Origin of the sequence: Stenotrophomonas maltophilia (assembly GCF_900186865.1) — a bacterium.
In the GTDB taxonomy this organism is placed as follows: Bacteria; Pseudomonadota; Gammaproteobacteria; order Xanthomonadales; family Xanthomonadaceae; genus Stenotrophomonas; species Stenotrophomonas maltophilia.
The window spans coordinates 4,630,858-4,650,268 of record NZ_LT906480.1 but is presented as its reverse complement, the minus strand read 5'-3'; the positions used below and the strand labels follow the sequence as shown (position 1 = coordinate 4,650,268).

14 protein-coding genes, 3 pseudogenes and 1 other annotated feature are annotated in these 19,411 nt (G+C 59.8%); of the genes and pseudogenes, 8 read left to right on the top strand and 9 right to left on the bottom strand.

Annotated elements, in window-relative coordinates:
- Positions 1 to 129: 129 nt before the first annotated feature.
- The 3 genes from CKW06_RS24265 to CKW06_RS24260 form a co-directional block, all read right to left on the bottom strand.
- Positions 130 to 354, bottom strand: coding sequence for a helix-turn-helix domain-containing protein (locus tag CKW06_RS24265; protein ID WP_032964219.1), 225 nt, complete (start codon positions 352 to 354; stop codon positions 130 to 132).
- A 512-nt stretch (positions 355 to 866) separates the two neighbouring features.
- On the bottom strand, positions 867 to 2,225 hold the full coding sequence (locus CKW06_RS21930) for an amidohydrolase family protein (RefSeq protein WP_024957973.1): 1,359 nt from the start codon (positions 2,223 to 2,225) through the stop codon (positions 867 to 869).
- Between the two features lie 275 nt (positions 2,226 to 2,500).
- Positions 2,501 to 2,899: a carbohydrate porin gene (locus CKW06_RS24260; protein ID WP_223224770.1), complete on the bottom strand. Its 399-nt coding sequence runs from the start codon at positions 2,897 to 2,899 to the stop codon at positions 2,501 to 2,503.
- A 363-nt stretch (positions 2,900 to 3,262) separates the two neighbouring features.
- Here CKW06_RS24260 and CKW06_RS21920 point away from each other — a divergent pair, with 363 nt between their 5' ends.
- On the top strand, positions 3,263 to 3,556 hold the full coding sequence (locus CKW06_RS21920) for a helix-turn-helix domain-containing protein (protein WP_075076580.1): 294 nt from the start codon (positions 3,263 to 3,265) through the stop codon (positions 3,554 to 3,556).
- Between the two features lie 307 nt (positions 3,557 to 3,863).
- Here CKW06_RS21920 and CKW06_RS21915 read toward each other — a convergent pair whose 3' ends face one another.
- Positions 3,864 to 4,370 carry an NIF family HAD-type phosphatase gene (locus CKW06_RS21915; protein WP_194434212.1) on the bottom strand — a complete coding sequence of 169 codons (507 nt, stop codon included), beginning with the start codon at positions 4,368 to 4,370 and terminating at the stop codon, positions 3,864 to 3,866.
- 399 nt (positions 4,371 to 4,769) lie between these two features.
- On the opposite strand from CKW06_RS21915, the gene CKW06_RS21910 reads away from it, so the two are divergent.
- Entirely contained in the window at positions 4,770 to 5,798 is a 1,029-nt protein-coding gene (locus CKW06_RS21910; RefSeq protein ID WP_032964216.1) for a hypothetical protein, read from the top strand.
- 114 nt (positions 5,799 to 5,912) lie between these two features.
- Here the strand turns inward: CKW06_RS21910 and CKW06_RS21905 are convergent, their stop codons facing one another.
- The 3 genes from CKW06_RS21905 to CKW06_RS21895 all read right to left on the bottom strand — a co-directional run bounded on the left by CKW06_RS21905 (position 5,913) and on the right by CKW06_RS21895 (position 10,590).
- The gene (locus CKW06_RS21905) at positions 5,913 to 8,081 is read right to left on the bottom strand and encodes an AAA family ATPase (RefSeq protein WP_024957970.1); all 2,169 of its coding nucleotides are present in this window, start codon (positions 8,079 to 8,081) and stop codon (positions 5,913 to 5,915) included.
- Positions 8,082 to 8,885: 804 nt separating this feature from the next.
- Complete coding sequence (locus CKW06_RS21900) at positions 8,886 to 9,614, bottom strand: hypothetical protein (protein WP_024957969.1); 729 nt, start codon at positions 9,612 to 9,614, stop codon at positions 8,886 to 8,888.
- A gap of 196 nt (positions 9,615 to 9,810) precedes the next feature.
- Entirely contained in the window at positions 9,811 to 10,590 is a 780-nt protein-coding gene (locus CKW06_RS21895) for a hypothetical protein (RefSeq protein ID WP_125358468.1), read from the bottom strand.
- A gap of 493 nt (positions 10,591 to 11,083) precedes the next feature.
- Here CKW06_RS21895 and CKW06_RS21885 point away from each other — a divergent pair, with 493 nt between their 5' ends.
- Both CKW06_RS21885 and CKW06_RS21880 read left to right on the top strand, forming a co-directional pair.
- Complete coding sequence (locus CKW06_RS21885; protein WP_024957967.1) at positions 11,084 to 11,650, top strand: substrate binding domain-containing protein; 567 nt, start codon at positions 11,084 to 11,086, stop codon at positions 11,648 to 11,650.
- 130 nt (positions 11,651 to 11,780) lie between these two features.
- A pseudogene (locus CKW06_RS21880) lies at positions 11,781 to 12,943 on the top strand (IS3 family transposase).
- Positions 12,008 to 12,124, top strand: a sequence feature (AL1L pseudoknot). It overlaps the preceding pseudogene by 117 nt.
- Positions 12,944 to 13,198: 255 nt before the next feature.
- Here the strand turns inward: CKW06_RS21880 and CKW06_RS21875 are convergent.
- Positions 13,199 to 13,501 (bottom strand): putative quinol monooxygenase, encoded by a 303-nt coding sequence (locus CKW06_RS21875; protein ID WP_024957965.1) that lies wholly within the window; start codon positions 13,499 to 13,501, stop codon positions 13,199 to 13,201.
- A 114-nt stretch (positions 13,502 to 13,615) separates the two neighbouring features.
- Here CKW06_RS21875 and CKW06_RS21870 point away from each other — a divergent pair, with 114 nt between their 5' ends.
- The 4 genes and pseudogenes from CKW06_RS21870 to CKW06_RS24250 all read left to right on the top strand — a co-directional run bounded on the left by CKW06_RS21870 (position 13,616) and on the right by CKW06_RS24250 (position 16,654).
- Complete coding sequence (locus CKW06_RS21870; RefSeq protein ID WP_049460453.1) at positions 13,616 to 14,578, top strand: GlxA family transcriptional regulator; 963 nt, start codon at positions 13,616 to 13,618, stop codon at positions 14,576 to 14,578.
- 210 nt (positions 14,579 to 14,788) lie between these two features.
- The gene (locus CKW06_RS21865; RefSeq protein ID WP_024957963.1) at positions 14,789 to 15,853 is read left to right on the top strand and encodes an alkene reductase; all 1,065 of its coding nucleotides are present in this window, start codon (positions 14,789 to 14,791) and stop codon (positions 15,851 to 15,853) included.
- Between the two features lie 259 nt (positions 15,854 to 16,112).
- Positions 16,113 to 16,346, top strand: a pseudogene (locus CKW06_RS24255) (conjugal transfer nickase/helicase domain-containing protein); the annotation flags it as partial.
- Between the two features lie 13 nt (positions 16,347 to 16,359).
- A pseudogene (locus tag CKW06_RS24250) lies at positions 16,360 to 16,654 on the top strand (conjugal transfer nickase/helicase domain-containing protein).
- An 80-nt stretch (positions 16,655 to 16,734) separates the two neighbouring features.
- Here the strand turns inward: CKW06_RS24250 and CKW06_RS21855 are convergent.
- Positions 16,735 to 19,386: an excinuclease ABC subunit UvrA gene (locus tag CKW06_RS21855; protein WP_024957962.1), complete on the bottom strand. Its 2,652-nt coding sequence runs from the start codon at positions 19,384 to 19,386 to the stop codon at positions 16,735 to 16,737.
- Positions 19,387 to 19,411: the final 25 nt, after the last annotated feature.

Here is a 19,411-nt window from a genome sequence, read left to right as displayed (position 1 = left end):
ACAGGCTCAAGCGGCGTACCGACAAAGGACCGAAGCTAGTTCGATAGTTGGATCCTCATCGGTAGTCGTGTCGCTAACGTCACGACCCCGCGTGCTAGCGCCAACTTGCTGGCGTGACTGGTTGGCCCATCAAAGGCCAGCTGATGTAAGTAAGGACGAAGCCGGCACATCCAGAGCCGTTGCAATCCGGATGATCGTGGAGAGCCGGCAGTCCTTCTTGCCTTGCTCGATATGGCCAAGCTGCGTCCGATGCATACCGAGTTGAGCTGCAAACTCTTCCTGGGAGACGCCCAGCGCCAGCCTGCCCTCCTTAATGGCAGTCCCTAGAGCTTGCTGGGGCGGTGGCGCTTTCACGCCCTAAGCTTTCGTCGTGCAGTACTTTTGGTCTACAGTACTTACGGTAGCGTCCGGCCGGCACTGGTGATCGAGGCCTTGGCGCTGGTGACTGTCCCGTAACCTGCTGGGGTGCTGAAATGAGCTTCTTCTTGGTGGATTCAGACTCAGAGTTCACGTTGGAGCTCTCCCTAACCAAAGAGTCGGAGCTCGACCTACGTCGTCAGCTCGAGAAGCTCCAGCAGGGAGGCCATTCAGGTGCGATCTCGAGGCGACTGGCTGCCGAATTCTCGCGCCTGGTGCCGGAGCTACTGGACTGGGACATAAAGCGGCCAACCAAAGCCCAGATCGCCTATGCAAGATCAATCTGCTATCGATTGAGAATCGAGCTGCCATTGGAGGCCATGGAGTCAAGGCAGGCCATGCACCTATTCATTTCCTCTCGCGGGGCGTGTTCCCACCAATCTCTCGAGCCCTCTATTGGGGATAGCACTTAGCACTACTAGCTGGGACGTGGATGTCCTCGAAGGCTATCAATCGCGTTCCGCTACCCTTGACGTAAGAGCACGCGCAGATCCTTCCGCATCCTGCAGAAGCTTGGGTCGATCTACATCGACCAAGTCGCCATCGATCTTGACTACCCGTCCGCCGATTATCACTGTGTCAACGTCGCTTGGGTGTGCCGAGTGGACCAGCAAGGCTGAAGGGTCTCCGCCGCCAAAGCCTGCGAGATTCAACGAGTCCAAGCGGATGATCTGCAGGTCAGCGCGCTTACCCACGGACAGTGTGCCAATTTCGCTTGCCATACCGACGACCTCTGCGCCGCCTATCGTTGCCAATTCAAGCAAGGACCGCGCATCCGGTGCCGTTTCGCTACGTGCCCCGCCACTCCAGGTAAGGGATGCAAGTCTCATGGTGGCGAACATCTCCGCGCTGCCAGCTAGCGAATTACCATCGATGCCGAGCCCTTGCTTACTGACGAGTGCGAACTGATCAAAGCGGGTTAATCCGTATCCAACGCGCTGTTCGCTGATAGGCGTCACGGCCAGGCTGCTGCCAGCTGCCTCTAGAACTCTGAGTTGTTCCGCGCTGGCATCCGGGGCATGAACCACGGTCAGGTTTGGATATAGGTACTCACGCTCAATGAGTGCATCAAGCATTGGGCCAGGTTCGCCACTCACATGCACCTGGATAGGCAGTCCCAGCTCATTTGCTGTATCGAACTCTTGCTGACGCATGGCCCAGTTGCGAGCATCGGTACGATTACGTGGTAGCCGCCACGCCAAGCCGACGCCCACTTGGGCACTCTTGTCCAGCCTAGAGGCAATAGAGCGAAGTTGATCGAGATTCATCGGGTGCTTCGTGGTCTTATCTGGTCCCCCGTAGTACAGCGTCCCACGAATTCCAGATCGCTGAAGTGCGCGCAATCCCGCCTCCCCATGCGCGGGGCCAATAACGTTGTCGAATAAGTCTGCCGTGGTGGTGATTCCGCTGCTGATCAGCTCCAGTGCACCAAGATGCATTGCGGTTTCGACATCATGTGGTGTCATTGATCCTGCAAGCTTCGAGCTCACAGGAAAGAACTGACCTTCCTTGTTCCGGAACTGACCACGCATTGTCGTGACGTAAAGATGGGAGTGGGTGTCAACGAATCCCGGCAACACGATCGCACCCTTTGCTTGGATGCGCCTAGCGGTGCCCGCCTTGAGGCCTCTGCCGATGGCAACAATGCGTCCTCCCTTTATCAGAACGTCAGTCTGTTCTAGATCGCCGACGCCGGGATCCATCGTCATCACATATCCGCCTTCCACCAGAATGTCCTCGGCGTATGACGTCGAAACGGCAGTCAGAAAGACGGAGCTGGCAAGAATGGTCGCGCTAGTAAGCCGCATGCGTACGTCCTCAGGAAGTCGTGGATGACTAGATTGGCTGCGGTCGCTTTTTGAGCATTATTGCCATAAGGAATCTCATGCCAGCTCACACGAGCTTCATATGGGAGGCTCTGTCGCCGCCCAAATGAAGTAGAGAACTTGAGGGGGAACTAGCAAGCGATACGGGCACTACCGTCAGACATGTTTTTGGTTCTGAAGTAAGCTACTTACGCCGAAAGGCGTGCAGAACCGATGGCGCGCAAGCGGATGATCACCTACCTACGCTTCTAGCGGCCTCAGAACGATACGGACGTACGGGCACCGATGATGACGACATCTCCACGGTCTCCGTTGCCGCCGGGCCTTTTGATCCACTGGAGATCTGGGCTGAATGACAGGTGCGGCCCGAGTTTCACTCGGTAGTAGAACTCCGCCGCGAACTCATCGTTGCCTGGCCGGACGCCAGATCCGTAGACTTCCCGCAAGCGGCGGTCTGCTGAAACCCGGCTGTTCAGATGGCTGGTTGCGATGGATAGGCCTAGCTCGTCATCCGGCCGTGTGACGAAGCCTGAGAGCGACGCGCCAATAGCAATCGTGCGGTCAACGGTGCTCGTTCTCCGGTCAACCACTGTGCCATTGAGGTACAGGCTCAACCGTCTCTGGTAGCCCTCATGGGATAGGTGGACGTCGTGCACCGCGCTGAGGCGCCCGGAAGCTGTGCTATCGATGATCTTAGACGCCTAAGAAATAGCGTCCAGCACTAAATGGCACGTAGCCCGACCTCCTCAGGAGCACCGGCTCCGAGGCGCTAGCACTAGAGAAGAACTCGGCCGCCGCATGGTCATGGCGGCCGCCCGCTTGCCCTCGGGAGGACATGATGGTCGCTACAGTGCGAGCATTAGTCGGAACCGCTAAGCTGGCTGCCCTTATCCGAGTGTAACAATGGGGCGCTGCCTTGCTTTCATTGCCATTTTTACGGGGCACGGAGAGGCTGGGATTGCGCAGCATTCCGCGCACAACCTGTGAAGAGAGGCCCTAATGAGCACTTTTGCGCGCAAATGAGTCACATGCCAGTCCAGTCTCCTGAAGAGATTGCGGAAGCCCTGGGAAAGCGGTTGAGGGCGCGTCGCCTTCTCTCCAACGTGTCCCAGGCAGCGTTGGCCGATAAAGCCGGGATCTCTCGCAGAGCATTGGTGCAGCTTGAGAGTGGGCAAGGATCAACGGTTCACACGCTGATCTCTGTCCTCAAGGCATTGGGATTAGAACAGCACCTGACCACGCTAGTACCAGTGCCCACCGTTAGTCCAATGGCCATGCTGAAGGCTAAGCGATTGCGCAGCCGGGCGAGCTAGAGGTTGGAGCGGCCTTGGGTCGGCGCCTGCGCTGCACGAGTAACAATTCCCCGACATTGGCTGATTACTTGAGGCTCGAACCAGTTGCAAGGTCCTTGTGGTCATAGCGCTCCAGGTGGTCGATAGCACACCGAACTTCGGCCGACCTGGCGCTTCATTCAGTACGCGATTTCGGCTACAGAAAGAGCCGTAGTGTATGGAAGGACATGCCGGGACGGCTTGCGCCCAGTATAGCGTCGGCCGTTCATAGGGTTGAGGGCCGAACGCCGCCATGGCGGTCGCGGATAGCTGCAGGGCCGACGCATGTTCAATGCGGCTCTGTTCGGCGAGTTTCGTTGCTCGCGCTGATAAGCTCGCTGATTCGTGCGCGAATAAGGCGCGAGGCTACCTCTAGTCCGTCATCGTCTGGCGGATAAGGAGACCCGAAGAGTGGAATCTCAACCCAGAGATGTTCTTGTCCGGGATGGACGTACGGACCATGGTCATCGAGTAGCAGCGCATTGCCAAGGTATGGGGAGACGTAGCGCAGGTCCTTGGTTTTTCCCGACCAATCAATGTATTGAAGCCCAGAGAACCAAGCAGGGACGCTGCCTTCTTTCGCTAAGAGAGTTCCAATTGCTTGCGCACGATCTTTCGGCACGGTGGTAAAAAGGACAAGACTGTCAAAATTTGAACGCATTTCGTCCAGAAAGCTACGCAAACCTGGTCGGGGGATCTGGCTGATGGCATTGGATATGAGAGTTCCCTCAAGATCCAATGCGAGTATGGTCGGCCGCACGGGAAGTTCCGTCTTACAAATGGTCACAGCGCACATTGCGCGCATCGAGCGGCCTTGTCCACATCGTGAGCCTCCTGGTACGCCCGGCAGAATGGCGCGTGAGCGCACGGGCACGCGTAAGTGTCCAATTGCCTCTAGTTGCCGAGTCTATTGGCCAGTTCAGATGCATCCGCGCAATGCCAAGCTAGTGCGCCGAATGGATTCAAGGCCGTCGGATGACCGCTTGGCGCGAGGGGGGCACACCCCCAGTTCCCGTATGACCTGCTGCTTGCGGCCCTTCGTCAACTCCCCAGTGAGCAGGAGGAAGCAACTCGAGTCTGAGTGGAGCGCTCGCCTGCCTAGGTAGCAGGGTAAATCATGCACGGGATTGTAACGGACAGATTAGATCGTAACCGCTCTGTGATACTGTCAGATTACTTTGTTACATACGGTTGTATGAACGACCTCCAGGCTGCTGCCCACTACCTCCAGAACTTACTACCCGACATGGTCGCGGAGTTCGAGCCCAGGCCTAGTTCCAAGGCGCGCTTCTTGCCCCACTCTCTCAACAGCATGTTCCGCCTAGCCGAGATTGATCTGCTGGGCCTGCGGGTGCTGCTGGCCAAGGTCCCGACACAGGCGGAACCCACGCCACCTTCTCGGCTGATCGCACAGGTGCACCTGCTGGCTGAAAAGGCCGGCTTGAGGGTCGTTCTCGTGCTCTCGGGCGTGTCGCCATACACTCGCTCCAGGCTCATCGAGTCTCGTGTGGATTTCGTTGTGCCTGGCAGCCAGCTGTTCGCTCCGAGTTTCCTGATGAGCCTGCGCGAGCGCGATTCGTCTCCACCGGTGCCCCTATCCGTTGGGAAGCACCGGAGCCACCCAGCGCAAGCAGTTCTGATCGCCGCTCTACTGCGGCCCGATTTTGAGGAGCGCGGCATCCCTGGGAGCGTCCCGTGGGTGCCGCTCGAACTTGCGCGCGAGGCAGGCTATTCGCGAATGACCGCCTCGCGGGTAGCCCGCGAACTGGTGGCGGCTAACTTGGTCAGCGCCCGGCGCAAGGGACGGGAGACGAGCCTGCGGTTCCTGCAAACGCGACGGTCCTTGTGGGAGGCGGCGCTGCGGCGGCTGCGCTCGCCGGTGCTGCGCACAACCGGCATCGGCAAGGGTGGCTTGGCCATGCTGCCGGCCGATGATTGTCGTGCTGCAGGGGAAACCGGTCTGTCCGTGTTCACCGAACTGGCAGCGCCAGCGCGGCCGGTCGCGGCGATTCCGCGAGACTACTTCCGTGGGCATCCGGAACCAGAATGGTTCCCCGTGGCCGGCGAGGGCTACGCAGATGTGCAGCATTGGGCCTATTCCACCCGCTTGGGCGGCGCGGGCGCCGCCGTGGACCGGTTGTCGCTGTACTTGTCCCTGCAGGGACAGGGCGACCCGAGACTGGACGGCGCGCTGCGGGACCTGCTCGATGAGGTCTTCGCTTGATCGCCGGCGCGCCGGAGTTTGGCCAGTGGTTTGCGAAACTCCGGGACTAGTTCGTGGTCATCGGCGGCGGTGCGCTGGTCGCCGTAATGCAGGAAGCACAGCTGTCCTCCGCCGCTAGACCAATGCGGCGACTTCCGTGTAGACGCGGCGAAGATGCTGATCGGACATGTCCAAGATTGGCTCATACATGAAAGAGTTCAGATGAATGTTCTCCGGCGTCACCAGTAGGACGCGCTGAATGACGCCAATGTTGGGAAGTTCGGCAGAAAAGTCGTTCCGATAGCGCTTCAGTAGCGCCTGAGTCTGGTTGGTTGTGATCGCAGCCAGCCAAGCTGAATCGTTGATCCTCCCCGCCATGAATCGCTCTGCTTGCAGGCGCGTAGCAATCGCCAGCACAACCTTATTCTCGAAGTTGATTCCATCCGGGGCCTGCAGACAAGTAGCGACTTCAATGCCTAGAATATCGATGAGTCGCTCTCCAGGGTTGCCAGACTGTCCGTTGATGCCAAAGAGCCTGGAGTAGATGCCATCAAGATCCGCCACGGTGATCTGATCTGTACCGGCCTTCCAGTGAAGCAGGGACGTGAGGAGAAGATAGTCTGGATCTTGTTCGTCCTTCATGTACTCAATCAGGTTGCGCATGAAGGGAATACAGCAGATTTTCTTGCGGTGATCGGTGAAAAATGCGGGTTTCCACACATTGATGAAGACGTTACGCACGCCCTGGGCAGCCTCCAGACTTATCCCAGTGGCTGTCTTTGACACCATGAAGCAGTTCTTCCGATGAACGAGACGACGGCTCTCGATGGTCCGATAGAAATCAAAGTTGTGGGTCAAGATGAGCAGTTTGAAATTCTGGCCTTCAGCCAAGTCGGAAAGGTACTGGATGATGGCGTACTTGTTCTTGTAGTCAAAAGAGTCGGCGATGTCGTCAACAACTAGGAGTGTCTGCTTGCCTGCCGAGCCGCGTACCTCAATGTCAAACAACATAGTCAATACGTGAAACGCTCTTCTTTCTCCAGTACTTAACGTCTGTAGAAGCGTGTCTCGTTCGACTTGTGCTTGATCACCCCCCTCCTTGAAGACAAAGCCCAGGCGCGGTGCTGTCTCCGTTCCCAAAACAACTTGAACCTTGTTGGCCACCTCGAGATGGAACGGGACGATGAAGCGGCTATTGAAGATATCAATCACACCCTGCCATTGTGTGTGCTCTTGGCCGGCCTGCGCCTCAATCTTGGCTGAGCGAACCGCAGCGTTCTCGATCTTGTTGATGAGGTCAGTGTATAGATCGTGATTCGCCTTCAGATAGGACAGCCAGAGCTTCTTGTTCAGGGCCGCTGGATCGGCCAGCTCGGGCAGCAGTTCCTCGTGCCCCTGCATGTACGCCTCAAACTCGCGAACCTGCGCGTTCTTCTGGATCTGCTTTTCAAGCTCTTCGTACTTCCTCCGAAGAGCAGCATCCTCAGAGATTTTGGCGCGCTCTGCATCAACAAGAGCTTGGAGCTCTGTCTCGGATTTGATCTCCTTCTCTTCGTCTCCGCTGAGTCGAACGGTATGATTTGCCTTAAAGAAGCCACTGATCTTCAGCTCCTTGGCGACGTTGGTAGCCGCGTAATAGTTGAAGCCTCCCTTCTTGAAGTACTTCGACGCGGCGAGCAACTCGTTGTACTTCTTCGTGTACTCGTTGATCGCCGTGCGGAAATCACCTTGGCCCAAGAATGCCACGACTTTCTCATCGTTTAGCACGTCGTAGGGGACATCCTTGAAGTCTGGCTTCAAGTCCTTTGACAGCTCATCCTTAAGCTCAACCAAAGCAGTGTTGAAATCTCCGTCTGCAGGCGCAAACGTTGACAGAATCTCGCGCTCCACAGAGCGCCTGGTTTTCGAGGTGGTCTTGATCGCCATGACAAGTGCTGCTCGCGCAGCGGTGATTCCAGTGTGCAGCGCTTCATACTCCTCACGAAGTGTGGCATTCACCAAGAGCGTAGCGGTGGCGTTTCCATTGCTGGCGAAATCCTCAAATGGCCTAAGCACGAGTACATCGCTAGCAACGAGGTCGGCATTGTTCTCATCGCTGACCACGCGGACCGTCGCGCGGTTCGGGAAAATTCTGTCGCGCGATGGGTTTCCATTGGCGATGTCCTGAAGGGTGCATGCCAAAGAGCTCTTCATCGAGCCGTTTGGTGCGTAGATGGCGATAGCTGCCGTGCCGGCGAAGTCCAGCACGACGTCCAACTTGCGGATTCCGTAGCAGTTCTCCAGTTGGAGCTTGAGCTTTTCCATTCTCTCTCTCTCCTAATTTTTAGTTCGAGCTTCCTAGGTCATTCTTTGCGGTTCGAAGCCAGATTTCCCCGAGTCAGAGTGGCAAGATCCAAGACGTCGGCCGGGGGATATTGTGGAACATCAGTTTGGCCTAGATGCCAGCGTATCCTGTAATTTGGCAGTGCAGCTCGGCGTGGGGCTGCACCGCCAGTCGGGTTCGGCCAGATCGGCTAGAGCCAACTGAGACCGATCAGCTGTCACATTGCACGGGCCGTACGGATGGCTCGGAAAGCTGATGCGGTCACTTAGGCCTGGACTTCCGGCAGGGGGGGGCCTCTGAGAGGTCGCCACCCTTTGCCGATGGAATCTCGCTGATGGACCTCAATCTATAGTAGGCGTAGAGGTGCACCAAGCGGCGGAGACCCGCGACAGGTGCCGGTAGAGACTTGTAGCACCGTCGCTATCAGCCCTGCCTTAAGCTAGGTGCGGGTAGCAGGAGCACGCGAGTAACCCGGTACCGATCACCGCGCCAGCCAATCGTGTTGTAGGGATCGGGAAGCCACCGTTGCTTGGCACCGAAGGTAGTTTCCTTCGTGAAGGACGCCTACACCCGCCTATGTTGCTGATCGAAGAGGATTGTCACTGCTAGATGGAGAGCTGAGTCCCCGGAAAAATCTGCTTAGATTCTACTGCAGAGTGTCGAGAACACCTCAATTTGTGCACCTTTGGATAGTCGAGGTCCAGTCTTGGCCGGAAGCGGACACTGCGCCAGTGGTCGATTTCCTGCCACCAGAAAGATGACGTTGCGGATGAACTCTCACGGGTCTAGATCCGCATATTTAGTCCCATCGGATACAACGTGGAAGTCTTGATCAGTTGCCTTTCGATCATTTTGGCTGAGGCTTCAGGGATCCCATAAGCCGAGATGTCGTGCACACAGATCACGTTCTGGCCCTGCATCCCCCGCATAGCCTCGTGAAAGCGGCGGTTCGAGTTCTTTTCCAGCGCTTCTTCAACGTGCTCCATGTATCTTTGCTGCCACGAGCGCCGAGATCGGCCGACATAGCTCATGCCTTTGATCGTCTCGTAGCCGATACGGCTTTTGGTGAAAACAAACGCCTTAACTTGCTCTTCTGCGGTTCCACTCTTTTTAATTCTCTCAAGCTCTTCTTGAGTGAACAGTGGCCGTTTGTAGGTATGCCGATAGACGATGTGATCACCGGTAGGTGTGTACTCCGTCGAGCAGTAAAGCAGGGGCACGCACACCAGTGTGCTGCCTCCGAACAAGCGATGTTTGCTTTCAGCGAAAAAACTTACCCCGCTCATATGACCGGGCTCCAGCATCAAAGTGAAAATCGAAGACCCGGTGTCCACGTCGTGATGGCCGACAAGCCGGATACCCGTGTGCGGGACACCTGTGGTCGCTGAATCACGAAGTTCGCCTTTGAGGACATTCACGCCTTGGTACCGCATGACCGCGTCCATGGCGACATCCACGTCGAAATGGGGGCCGAAGAAGAGCCGCAGAGCGTCAGGGTTGAGAAAGCTCGACATGTGCGAGTGAGAAGGTTACTGAGGTGAATCAAGTATGCCTGTTGCCAAATAGTATCTGTAGTATGCCTTGTCGAAAATACGTGCCTCCGAACCGAGACACTCTGAAGTGCTCAATTAACGTCCAATCATGTGACGTCACATGAATCGGAATGCGTACGAAGCGGATCCCGCCTCAGCGAACCATGGAAGCAAGGTTCTATTCGGAGTGCGGCGGATGACTCCTTGTCGTATGCACGCCAGAAGCCTTTTGTGTCGATTCCGCAACTTCCGGTAGCGCGGGCAACCAGTCTCTGTACTGATCGAACGCTTCCTTGAAATTTGCCCTGTTCTCTTCTGCCTCGATTCCGTAGATGCTGAAGAGTGCAATGGTTCCTACTGGAACACCCTTGGGAGCTCGGCCGGCTTTACGCATGTTCTCTTCGTGGAGCACGGCACGCAGCGACTCTTTGTGATCAGTCCGCAGGTAGTTCGCCAAGTTCGAGATCTCTTGGTAGACCTTGCCTGCGTAATCGAATGCTTCGCCTGTCGTTGGAATCTCGCCTTTGTGGAGCGCCGCGTACCGGGCAGTAGCCAGTTTCTTGTCGAACTCGTAGGGCTTTCCGGTCGCAGCAAGATAGAGAAACAAGAAAGCACCGAACTGCCGCTCAGACTGCGAGGCCACCTCCTTCCACGAAGCCTCGAAGTTGCCCGGATCAACACCGCTGGACCGGGCGAAGACACGGATCGCAAGCTCGAAAAGTCGCTCGCGCGACGCAGCCAGGCATGCGACAGCTTGAAGCGTCTGATCATGGATCAATGCGTCTGCGGCAGCGGTCAGCAGCGTTTCGAACTTTGGGTTCTGGACGATGGAGAATGCTGCGTGGCCGAGCGGACATGTGGCCTCGACCGTGTGTCCATCGTAGTAGTCGCCTACAAACAGGTACGGTTGGACGCTGCCCGACTTGGTGCACTCAACGCACTGCAACAACGATTTCATCCAGGAATCTACCTCGTAGCAGAACTGATCGACACTAATTTGGGTGATCGAATCGCGTGAGCGTGCTTAGTCCAGTACACCGGCCCGGCCGATCTCGATCAGCTCGTCCGCGTCCGCTCAGTCGGCATGATGATGCCATACGATTGCTTGGAGTTCCCCCTAGAGTCTGCTTCTGGCGGAAAGCGGACATGGGCCCAGACCGACCGTAAGGGAAGGTGGCAATGTCCGCTACCGACCCAAAGCGGACGATGTGTCGTGCGCCTCTGCAATTCTGTCGAGCCGCCCATCGAAGGGGTGGTTTTATTTGCACTGGCCCCTGTTTTCGAGCCAGCAGCCATTGAAACCGCCCGAAGGCGGTTTCGGCTGTCTACGCCTGCCGAGTTGCCTAGCCGGGCAGCTTTGCCGCAAGCACCTCTACCTTCTCGATGGTCGGCGGCTCGGAGAATAGTTCCCCGGCCTTTGCCATCAAGGCCGCCGCAACCTTGCCGGAGAGATGGGCTTTGCCAAACGTCATCCCGACATCATGTTGGATGTGCGCTTGTCTGATCGCATCAGCAATGCGGTCGACGACAAGATCGATGTCGGGGTCAGGGTCGGGTTCATGCGCGACAGTCGTTTCGTCGCGCGCAAGGCTGCCGATATGCGCCTTACAATCGTTGCAGCTCCGCGTCTGACCAAGAAGGTGGGAACACCGGATGGAGTCGATGAACTGGCCGGTTCTCCGGTGACAGCGGCCATCGACATCAATACCGGGCGACCGTGGTCCTGGCACTTCAGTGCAGGACGCCAGTGGACGCCTGTGTCGCCAGCCTTCATCGCGGACAACGCCGACATGGAAATGGGCGCCGCATTGGCCGGAATTGCGTTTGCTCAATTGGCGGACTACATGGCGGCCCCCTATATCGCCAGTGGAAAACTGGTGCGGGTTCTGCAGAAGGAAGAGCCCCCGGCTTGGGGCTTGTATGTCTATCGGCCTCAGCGCGCCCCTGTGCCAGCGAGAGTCCGGGTCGTGTTCGATGAATTGCAGACAGCTATTGGGTCGTTGCCGGCTTTGCCTTAGGGAAGGTCTGAACAAGTCACTCGTTTGACTGTATGAATCGCCCCGGCTTCCCCGGAGGCTCCATCACTTGAGAGGATGGAGCCATGAGAAAGTCGAAGTTTCCCCCGAGGTACAGGAGCGGGCCGTCCGGATGGTGCTGGAGCACCAGAAGGACCACGACTCGCAGTGGGCCGCGATCGGTTCGATCAGCGGCAAGATCGGCTGCACGGCCGAGACCCTTCGTCGTTGGGTTCGGCAGGCCGAGCGTGACCAAGGCATGCGTGCCGGGCCGACGACGTCGGATCTGGAGCGATTGAAGCAGCTCGAGCGCGAGAACCGCGAACTGCGCCAGGCGAACGAGATCCTGCGCAAGGCGTCGGCGTATTTTGCCCAGGCGGAGCTCGACCGCCGCACCAAGTGATGCGCTCGTTCGTCGACGAGCACCGCGACGTCTACGGAGTCGAGCCGATCTGCCGCGTTCTGCAGATCGCTCCGTCGTCGTACCGGGAGCATGCTGCGCGGCGCCGGGACACGCTCCGGGCGTCGCCGCGCGTCCGGCGTGACCTTGCGCTCATGCCGGAGATTCAGCGTGTCTGGACGGAGAACCACGAGGTCTACGGGGCCGACAAGACGTGGCGCCAGATGAACCGCGAGGCGATTGAGGTGGCGCGATGCACGGTCGAACGCTTGATGCGAAAACTCGGGATTGCCGGGGTTGTGCGCGGAAAGTCGGTTCGGACGACGCATCCGGATCCGGCCCGACCCTGTCCGCTGGACCTGGTGCATCGCACGTTCAAAGCGGACCGTCCGGACCAACTGTGGGTCAGCGACTACACCTTTGTTTCGACTTGGCAGGGATTCGCCTACGTCGCCTTCATCATCGACGTCTACGCGCGGCGAATCGTCGGCTGGAAGCTGTCGTCGAGCCAACAGACCCAATTCGTGCTCGATGCGCTCGAACAGGCGCTTCACGCGCGGCGTCCGGGCGACGCGCTGGTGCATCACAGCGACCGCGGATCGCAATATGTGTCGATTCGCTACACCGAGCGCCTGGCCGAAGCCGGCATCGAGCCGTCTGTCGGAAGCGTCGGAGACAGCTACGACAACGCGCTGGCCGAAACGATCAATGGGTTGTAAAAGGCCGAGGTCGTGCATCGTCGTTCCTGGCGCAGTCGCGAAGAGCTGGAACTGGCCACGCTGCGCTGGGTGGATTGGTACAACCACCGGCGACTACTCGGATCGATCGGCTACATCCTACCCGCCGAAGCCGAAGCGAACTACTATCAACAGCGACAGCACGTCACGGAGACGTGACTCACGCCAACGAGCCTCCGGGAATCCCGGGGCGATTCAGGCTTACGCTACACCGGGTCCAAGGAACTGCGGTCAAGACAGGAGGGCCTCCGCGCTGGGAAGAACTCCCAGGCGTATCGTGCGCACAGCTACCATACGAAAGTCCCACCCGAGGCTATTGAGAAACTCATTCGTCATCACACGAGTGAGGGGTCGCACGTAGGGCTGTGTGACCCCCATCCTGCAGCGTGAGCTGATTGGGTCAAGGCCGAGTTGTCATGCAGGCAGTTTGGCTGCAAGCAGTTCGACCTTCTCGATATTGGGCGGAGAACTGAGCAAGGTCACGGCGTTGGCCATCAAGGCCGCGGCGATCTGGCCGTTCAGATGCGCCTGGCGACCTGCCTCATCGGCAAAGGCATCGAACACACCAAACGTCGAAGGGCCAAACTTCAATGCGAACCAGGCCGTGGTGCCGGACTCGGCGTTGGCGAGCGGCAGTGCGCTGGCCAGGAAGTCGGCAAGCGCAGCCTCCTGGCCGGGTTTGGCTTCGAGGCGAACAAACAGAGCGAGCTTGGTCATGATGTATTCCTTTGGGTAAATGGGTTAGGTGAATGGATCAACGAGCCTGCAATCTAAATCCTCATAACAACCATCTCTATAGGCAATAATGACAACTTTGATATCATTGTTGCCATGAAACTCCACATCCTTGTTTGTGATGGCGTGTTTGATCTGGGGCTTGCGGCGCTCACTGACACAGTGGGCTTGGCCAATGCGATGGCGGGCTCGCTGCCACAAGCTCCCGCGCACATAGAGCTCACGCTGGTGGGCGTGCGGCGTCGCATCCGAACTGCGCAAGGCTTGACGGTCCCCGTGGTCACTGCGCGTGGTATGCCGGAACCAGACGTCGTGCTTGTGCCCGCGTTTGGTGACAAGATGCCTGACACGCTCTCGGCTCGGCTCACACGCCCCGACGTGCCCGACGCGGTCGCGGCGCTACAGCAGTGGTCCACCGCTGGCGCGCACCTAGGTGCCGCTTGCTCCGGTAGTTTCTTGCTTGCAGAGAGTGGCCTGCTTGATGGGCATCGTGCGACGACGTCATGGTGGCTGGGGCCGATGTTTCGGCAGCGCTATCCGAACGTCACGCTGGACGAGTCACGCATGATCGTGAACTCGACACGCTTCACCACCGCGGGTGCCGCTTTGGCCCACGTCGACCTGGCCTTGCGCATCATCCGGGAGCGCAGTCCGGCGCTGGCGGCCCTGGTGGCACGCTATCTGCTGGTCGAGACACGCAGTTCGCAAGCCGAGTTCGTGATTCCCGACCACCTTGCGCATGCCGACCCGATGGTGGAGCGCTTCGAGTGCTGGGCCAGACGTCGGCTCGCGAAGGGGTTCTCGCTCGCCGAGGCGGCCAGCGCCGCGGGCACAAGCGAGCGTACCTTGGCGCGGCGGCTGCAAAGCGTTTTGGGCAAGACACCGCTGTCGTATTTCCAGGACCTGCGCGTGGAACATGCCGTGCATCTCCTGCGCACCGGAAACGCGAGCGTCGACCAGGTCGCCGCACAGGTCGGGTACTCGGATGGGGTGACCCTGCGGGCCCTGTTGCGCCGTAAGCTGGGCCGGGGTGTCAGGGAGTTGCGACGCGGTGGATGACCAGAGGCGTTTGGTGTATGTACGGCTGGAGACCGCCGGGAAACTGTCCGAAGCAAAGGCCTACCCACTTGCGTCTACTACATCGTGCGTTGGGTGCGAAAGCACCAGCCGTGCCAAAATAGTTTTCAGTGACCTTTCAAAGGTCAGAGTATTGGGAATACTGTTAGCTTTACCACTGTTTTCTGTTCACTAATCTGGGTTTTCATCCACATGCTATTCAATCCACTTCAAGTAGGTTCTCTCAACCTGCCCAACCGCATCCTTCTGGCACCACTGACACGCGCCCGTGCCGACGCTGGCCACATGCCCAACGCGCTGATGGCCGAGTACTACAGCCAGCGAGCCACCGGCGGCCTGCTGATTTCCGAATGCACCATGGTGGCGCCCGGTACATCGGCCTTCGTCAATGAGCCTGGCATCTACAACGACGCGCAGATTGCAGCCTGGAGGCAGGTGACCGACGCGGTGCACGCCAAGGGCGGACGCATCTTCATGCAGATCTGGCACGCTGGCCGCGCAGCCTACCCTGGCGCTGCCGATGGCGCCCCCATTGTCTCCAGCAGCGCCACCGCTATTGAGGGTGAGATCCACACGCCCCAAGGCAAGGTGCCGCACGCGGTGCCCCGCCCCCTGGCCGTCGAAGAGATTCCCGGCATCGTGGCTGCGTTTGCTCAAGGCGCACGCAACGCCATTTCCGCCGGCTTTGATGGTGTGGAAGTACACGGCGCCAACGGCTACCTGATTGACCAGTTTCTGCGCGACACGCCCAACCAGCGCACCGATGCTTACGGCGGATCGCCGGAAAACCGTGCACGTTTGCTGTTCGAGGTACTCACTGCCGTGACCCAGGCGATCGGTTCCGAACGTGTGGGTCTGCGCCTGTCGCCCCTCAACAGCTTCAACAGCATGAAAGACAGCGACCCGCTGGCCTTCATCGGCTTCGTGGCCGATAGGCTCAATGCCTTCAAGCTAGCCTACCTGCACGTGATGCGCGCCGATTTCTTCGGCGTGCAGAAGGCCGATGTCATGCCCGTAGCGCGTGAAAAGTACAAGGGTGTGTTGGTGGGCAATATGGGTTACAGCGCTGATGAGGCAGAGGCAGCTATTGCCGAAGGTAAGCTTGACGCTGTGGCCTTTGGCACCGCCTTCCTGGCTAACCCGGACCTGCCCGCACGCATCAGGGCCAAGGCACCGCTGAACGCGCCTGACTCCAACACGTTCTACGCAGGTGGCGCCAAGGGCTATACAGACTATCCGACACTGCAGGTCGCGTAAGTCACCGCCCCAGAAGACCGAAGAAACGAGCCACTTTATACCCAAGGCTCTGCCCTTCGATCTTGCGAAGCTGTGAATCGATGGCGTCTACCGAGTGTTGTGCGCCATCACGATCTTTAATTGATAAGTTGCCTCGGTTTGCTTCGCCGCCCGCCGAACTCGTACATCGTCTCCGGCTCAGGTAGTGCCGAGGCCGATTTGGGAGGGCGACAGCACCACCATCGTTTCACCGCCCGCAGCCCAGCCCGTGCCCGACGTCATGGAGGATTTGCTCGCGATGGTGGGCTTGGGTGATTCGGCCGGCGTTGGCCAGGATGCCGAGGAGTTCCTCCACACCCCCGCGCCAGCAACAGCCGCGACGTCCATTCCATCGCCTGCACCCGCGCCTACGCCTGGGCCATCGGCAACGAAGCCATCCGGGGAACAGTTCATGGTTTGGCTGAAGCAGGGAATCGCCTCACGACGGTTCATCATCAACGACGCGAAGGTACTCGTGCATACGGTGAATGACACGGCCTGCCTGGTCAGCCCGGGTGTGTTCCACACGCTATGCGCAGGAGCATCCCGAAGTGGCCGCACTCGCCAAGCAGGAGAATCAACAGGATTGGCAGTGGGTGCAGAAGAGCTTCGAGAAGCTGCAGCTACATCGAAAGCAGCCCAGGACTGAACACTTGGACCTGTGAAGTCACGGGCCCGAGGAAGTCCCGCCGACTGCATGGCTACCTCCTCGAAGATGGGTCCTTGGCACTCGCCGAAATACCGCCCAACAACCCCCATCTTGCTCTGACTCAGGAAGGATGACGCGATTCGGGCATTGATCGCCACCGTCGTGTGGCGACGATCAAGTCCCCGCGAAAATTGGCAACATTTGGCGAACTGAGCTACTCGGCCCGCGCCAACTCCTGTGCAAGGAACGGAGCGGTTCTGCTGCCAGACGTTCGGGCCACCTGCTGAAGGGAGCCCGCCACCACGATGCTGCCGCCGGCAGCGCCTGCACCAGGCCCCACGTCGATCACCCAATCGGCCTGGGCCACCGCGCGCATATCGTGTTCGATCATCACTACGGTATTGCCGGCATCGACCAGGCGCTGCAACTGTACCAGCAGCCGGTCGGCGTCCGACGCATGCAGCCCGGTAGTCGGCTCGTCGAGCACGTACAGGCTTCGGCCGCGCTGGCTGCGCTGAAGCTCGGTCGCCAGCTTGATACGCTGCGCCTCGCCACCGGAAAGCTCGGTGGCCGGTTGCCCCAGGCGCAGGTAGCCCAGTCCGATATCGCGCAGCAGTTGCAGTGGCCTTGCCACAGCGTCTTCACCCGCGAAGAATTCGCTGGCTTCGTCCACGGTCATCTGCAGCACCTCGGCGATGTTGCGCCCGTTCCATTGCACCTTCAGCGTGGCCTCGTTGTAGCGTGCGCCATGGCACGTCGGGCACGGCGCGTACACGCTGGGCATGAACAGCAGTTCCACGCTGACGAAGCCCTCGCCCTCGCAGGTCTCGCAGCGCCCCTTGGCGACGTTGAACGAGAAGCGCCCGGCGTCATAGCGGCGGCGTCGCGCATCGGGCGTGGCAGCGAACAGCTTGCGCACATGGTCGAACAGGCCGGTGTAGGTGGCCAGGTTCGACCGCGGCGTGCGCCCGATCGGTTTCTGGTCCACCTGCACCATTCGCTGTATGGCGTCCACGTCGCCTGCCAGACGACCGCCAGTCGCTTCGATCACTGTCGGCCCTTCGCTGGTGGCGGTTTCGGCCGCATCGTCTTCCGGCTCGTGGCCCAGGTGCAGCAGCACCAGCTCCGGCAGGGCCTGCGCGACGAGGCTGGACTTGCCCGAGCCGGAGATGCCGGTGACGGCCGTCAGCACGCCCAGCGGAATGCGCGCATTCACGCCATGCAGGTTGTGGCGGTGAATGTCCTGCAGCTCCAGCCAGCCGGTCGCTTCGCGTGCCCGGCTTCCCGGCGCGGGGATCTCATCGAACAGGTAGCGTGCAGTACGCGATTCGGCAATCTTGCGCAGGCCATCCGGCTCGCCGCTGTAGAGCACGCGGCCGCCACGCTCGCCGGCATCCGGCCCGACATCCACGAGCCATTGTGCACGGCGCATCAGGTCCAAGTCGTGCTCCACCACGAACACCGAGTTGCCGGCCTCGCGCAGACGGTCGAGCGCGTCGTACAGGGCTTGGCTGTCGGAGGGGTGCAGGCCCGCCGAGGGTTCGTCGAGTACGTACACGACACCGAACAGCATGGAACTCAATTGCGTCGCCAGCCGCAGGCGCTGCAACTCGCCGGCTGAAAGCGTCGGCGTGGCTCGGTCCAGCGTCAGGTAACCCAAACCCAGCCCACGCAGTTGACGCAGGCGCGCCATCACGCCACCGGCCAGGCGCTGCGCGGCGAGGCGCTTTTCTTCCGATAGCGCCGAGGTGCGGCGCACGTCGGGCGATACCGCATGGACGGCGCGGCCGGAGGCCGCGCGTTCGGCACGGTCGCGTCGGGTCGCTTCCTTGTCCGTAGCCGCCCCCGCTGCATGGGCGCGGAAATCGCCCTGGGCGATGGGTTCGAGCAAGGCCGCCAACTGGTCCAGCGGCACCTGCATGAACTCGCCGATGTCCACGCCGGCGAACGTGACCGACAGCGCCTCGGGCTTGAGCCGCTTGCCGTGGCAGGTGGGGCACGGTTTGCCCTCCATGAACCGGGACACGCGCTTTCTCATCAGCGCGCTCTGGGTGTTGGCAAAGGTCTGCAGCACATACCGTCGGGCGCCGGTGAAGGTGCCCATGTAGCTCGGCTCCATCTTGCGCTTGAGCGCGGCGCGGGTCTCGGCCGGCGTGAGGCCGGCGTACACCGGCACCGTCGGTGTTTCCTCGGTGAACAGAATCCAGTCGCGATCCTTCTTCGGCAGGTCCTTCCACGGTCGGTCAACGTCGTAGCCCATGCTGACCAGGATGTCGCGCAGGTTCTGGCCTTGCCAGGCGGGGGGCCAGGAGGCGATCGCCCGCTCGCGGATGCTCAGGGAGGGGTCGGGCACCATGTTCGCCTCGGTCACCTCGTACACATGGCCCAGGCCGTGGCAGGTCGGGCACGCTCCCTGCGGCGTGTTGGGCGAAAAATCCTCGGCGTACAGCATCGGCTGGTTGGCCGGATAGGCGCCGGCACGCGAATACATCATCCGCACCAGGCTGGACAGGGTGGTGACACTGCCCACGGAGGAACGCGCGTTGCTGGAGCCTCGCTGCTGCTGCAGCGCCACCGCCGGCGGCAGGCCGTCGATCGCATCGACGTCCGGCACGCCGGCCTGGTCGATCAGTCGCCGCGCATAGGGAGCCACCGACTCGAAGTAGCGCCGCTGGGCCTCGGCATAGATGGTGCCAAAGGCCAGCGAGGACTTGCCGGAGCCGGAGACACCCGAGAACACCACCAGCGCGTTACGCGGGATGGAGACGTCCACCTCCTTGAGGTTGTTCTCGCGCGCGCCACGCACCTGCACGAGGCCGCTGGCCGCAGCGGCACAAGAGGATTCACCGAAAGAATTGTTTGGCATGTTCTTGACTTGTAGTTCGTCCCGC

What these genes read in the sequence shown, in the direction of transcription:
- CKW06_RS21930 (WP_024957973.1), bottom strand. Translation starts at nt 2,225, where the DNA reads ATGCGGCTTACTAGCGCGACCATTCTTGCCAGCTCCGTCTTTCTGACT.
- CKW06_RS21920 (WP_075076580.1), top strand. Translation starts at nt 3,263, where the DNA reads ATGAGTCACATGCCAGTCCAGTCTCCTGAAGAGATTGCGGAAGCCCTG.
- CKW06_RS21915 (WP_194434212.1), bottom strand. Translation starts at nt 4,370, where the DNA reads ATGTGCGCTGTGACCATTTGTAAGACGGAACTTCCCGTGCGGCCGACC.
- CKW06_RS21910 (WP_032964216.1), top strand. Translation starts at nt 4,770, where the DNA reads ATGAACGACCTCCAGGCTGCTGCCCACTACCTCCAGAACTTACTACCC.
- CKW06_RS21905 (WP_024957970.1), bottom strand. Translation starts at nt 8,081, where the DNA reads ATGGAAAAGCTCAAGCTCCAACTGGAGAACTGCTACGGAATCCGCAAG.
- CKW06_RS21900 (WP_024957969.1), bottom strand. Translation starts at nt 9,614, where the DNA reads ATGTCGAGCTTTCTCAACCCTGACGCTCTGCGGCTCTTCTTCGGCCCC.
- CKW06_RS21895 (WP_125358468.1), bottom strand. Translation starts at nt 10,590, where the DNA reads ATGAAATCGTTGTTGCAGTGCGTTGAGTGCACCAAGTCGGGCAGCGTC.
- CKW06_RS21885 (WP_024957967.1), top strand. Translation starts at nt 11,084, where the DNA reads ATGGGCTTTGCCAAACGTCATCCCGACATCATGTTGGATGTGCGCTTG.
- CKW06_RS21875 (WP_024957965.1), bottom strand. Translation starts at nt 13,501, where the DNA reads ATGACCAAGCTCGCTCTGTTTGTTCGCCTCGAAGCCAAACCCGGCCAG.
- CKW06_RS21870 (WP_049460453.1), top strand. Translation starts at nt 13,616, where the DNA reads ATGAAACTCCACATCCTTGTTTGTGATGGCGTGTTTGATCTGGGGCTT.
- CKW06_RS21865 (WP_024957963.1), top strand. Translation starts at nt 14,789, where the DNA reads ATGCTATTCAATCCACTTCAAGTAGGTTCTCTCAACCTGCCCAACCGC.
- CKW06_RS21855 (WP_024957962.1), bottom strand. Translation starts at nt 19,386, where the DNA reads ATGCCAAACAATTCTTTCGGTGAATCCTCTTGTGCCGCTGCGGCCAGC.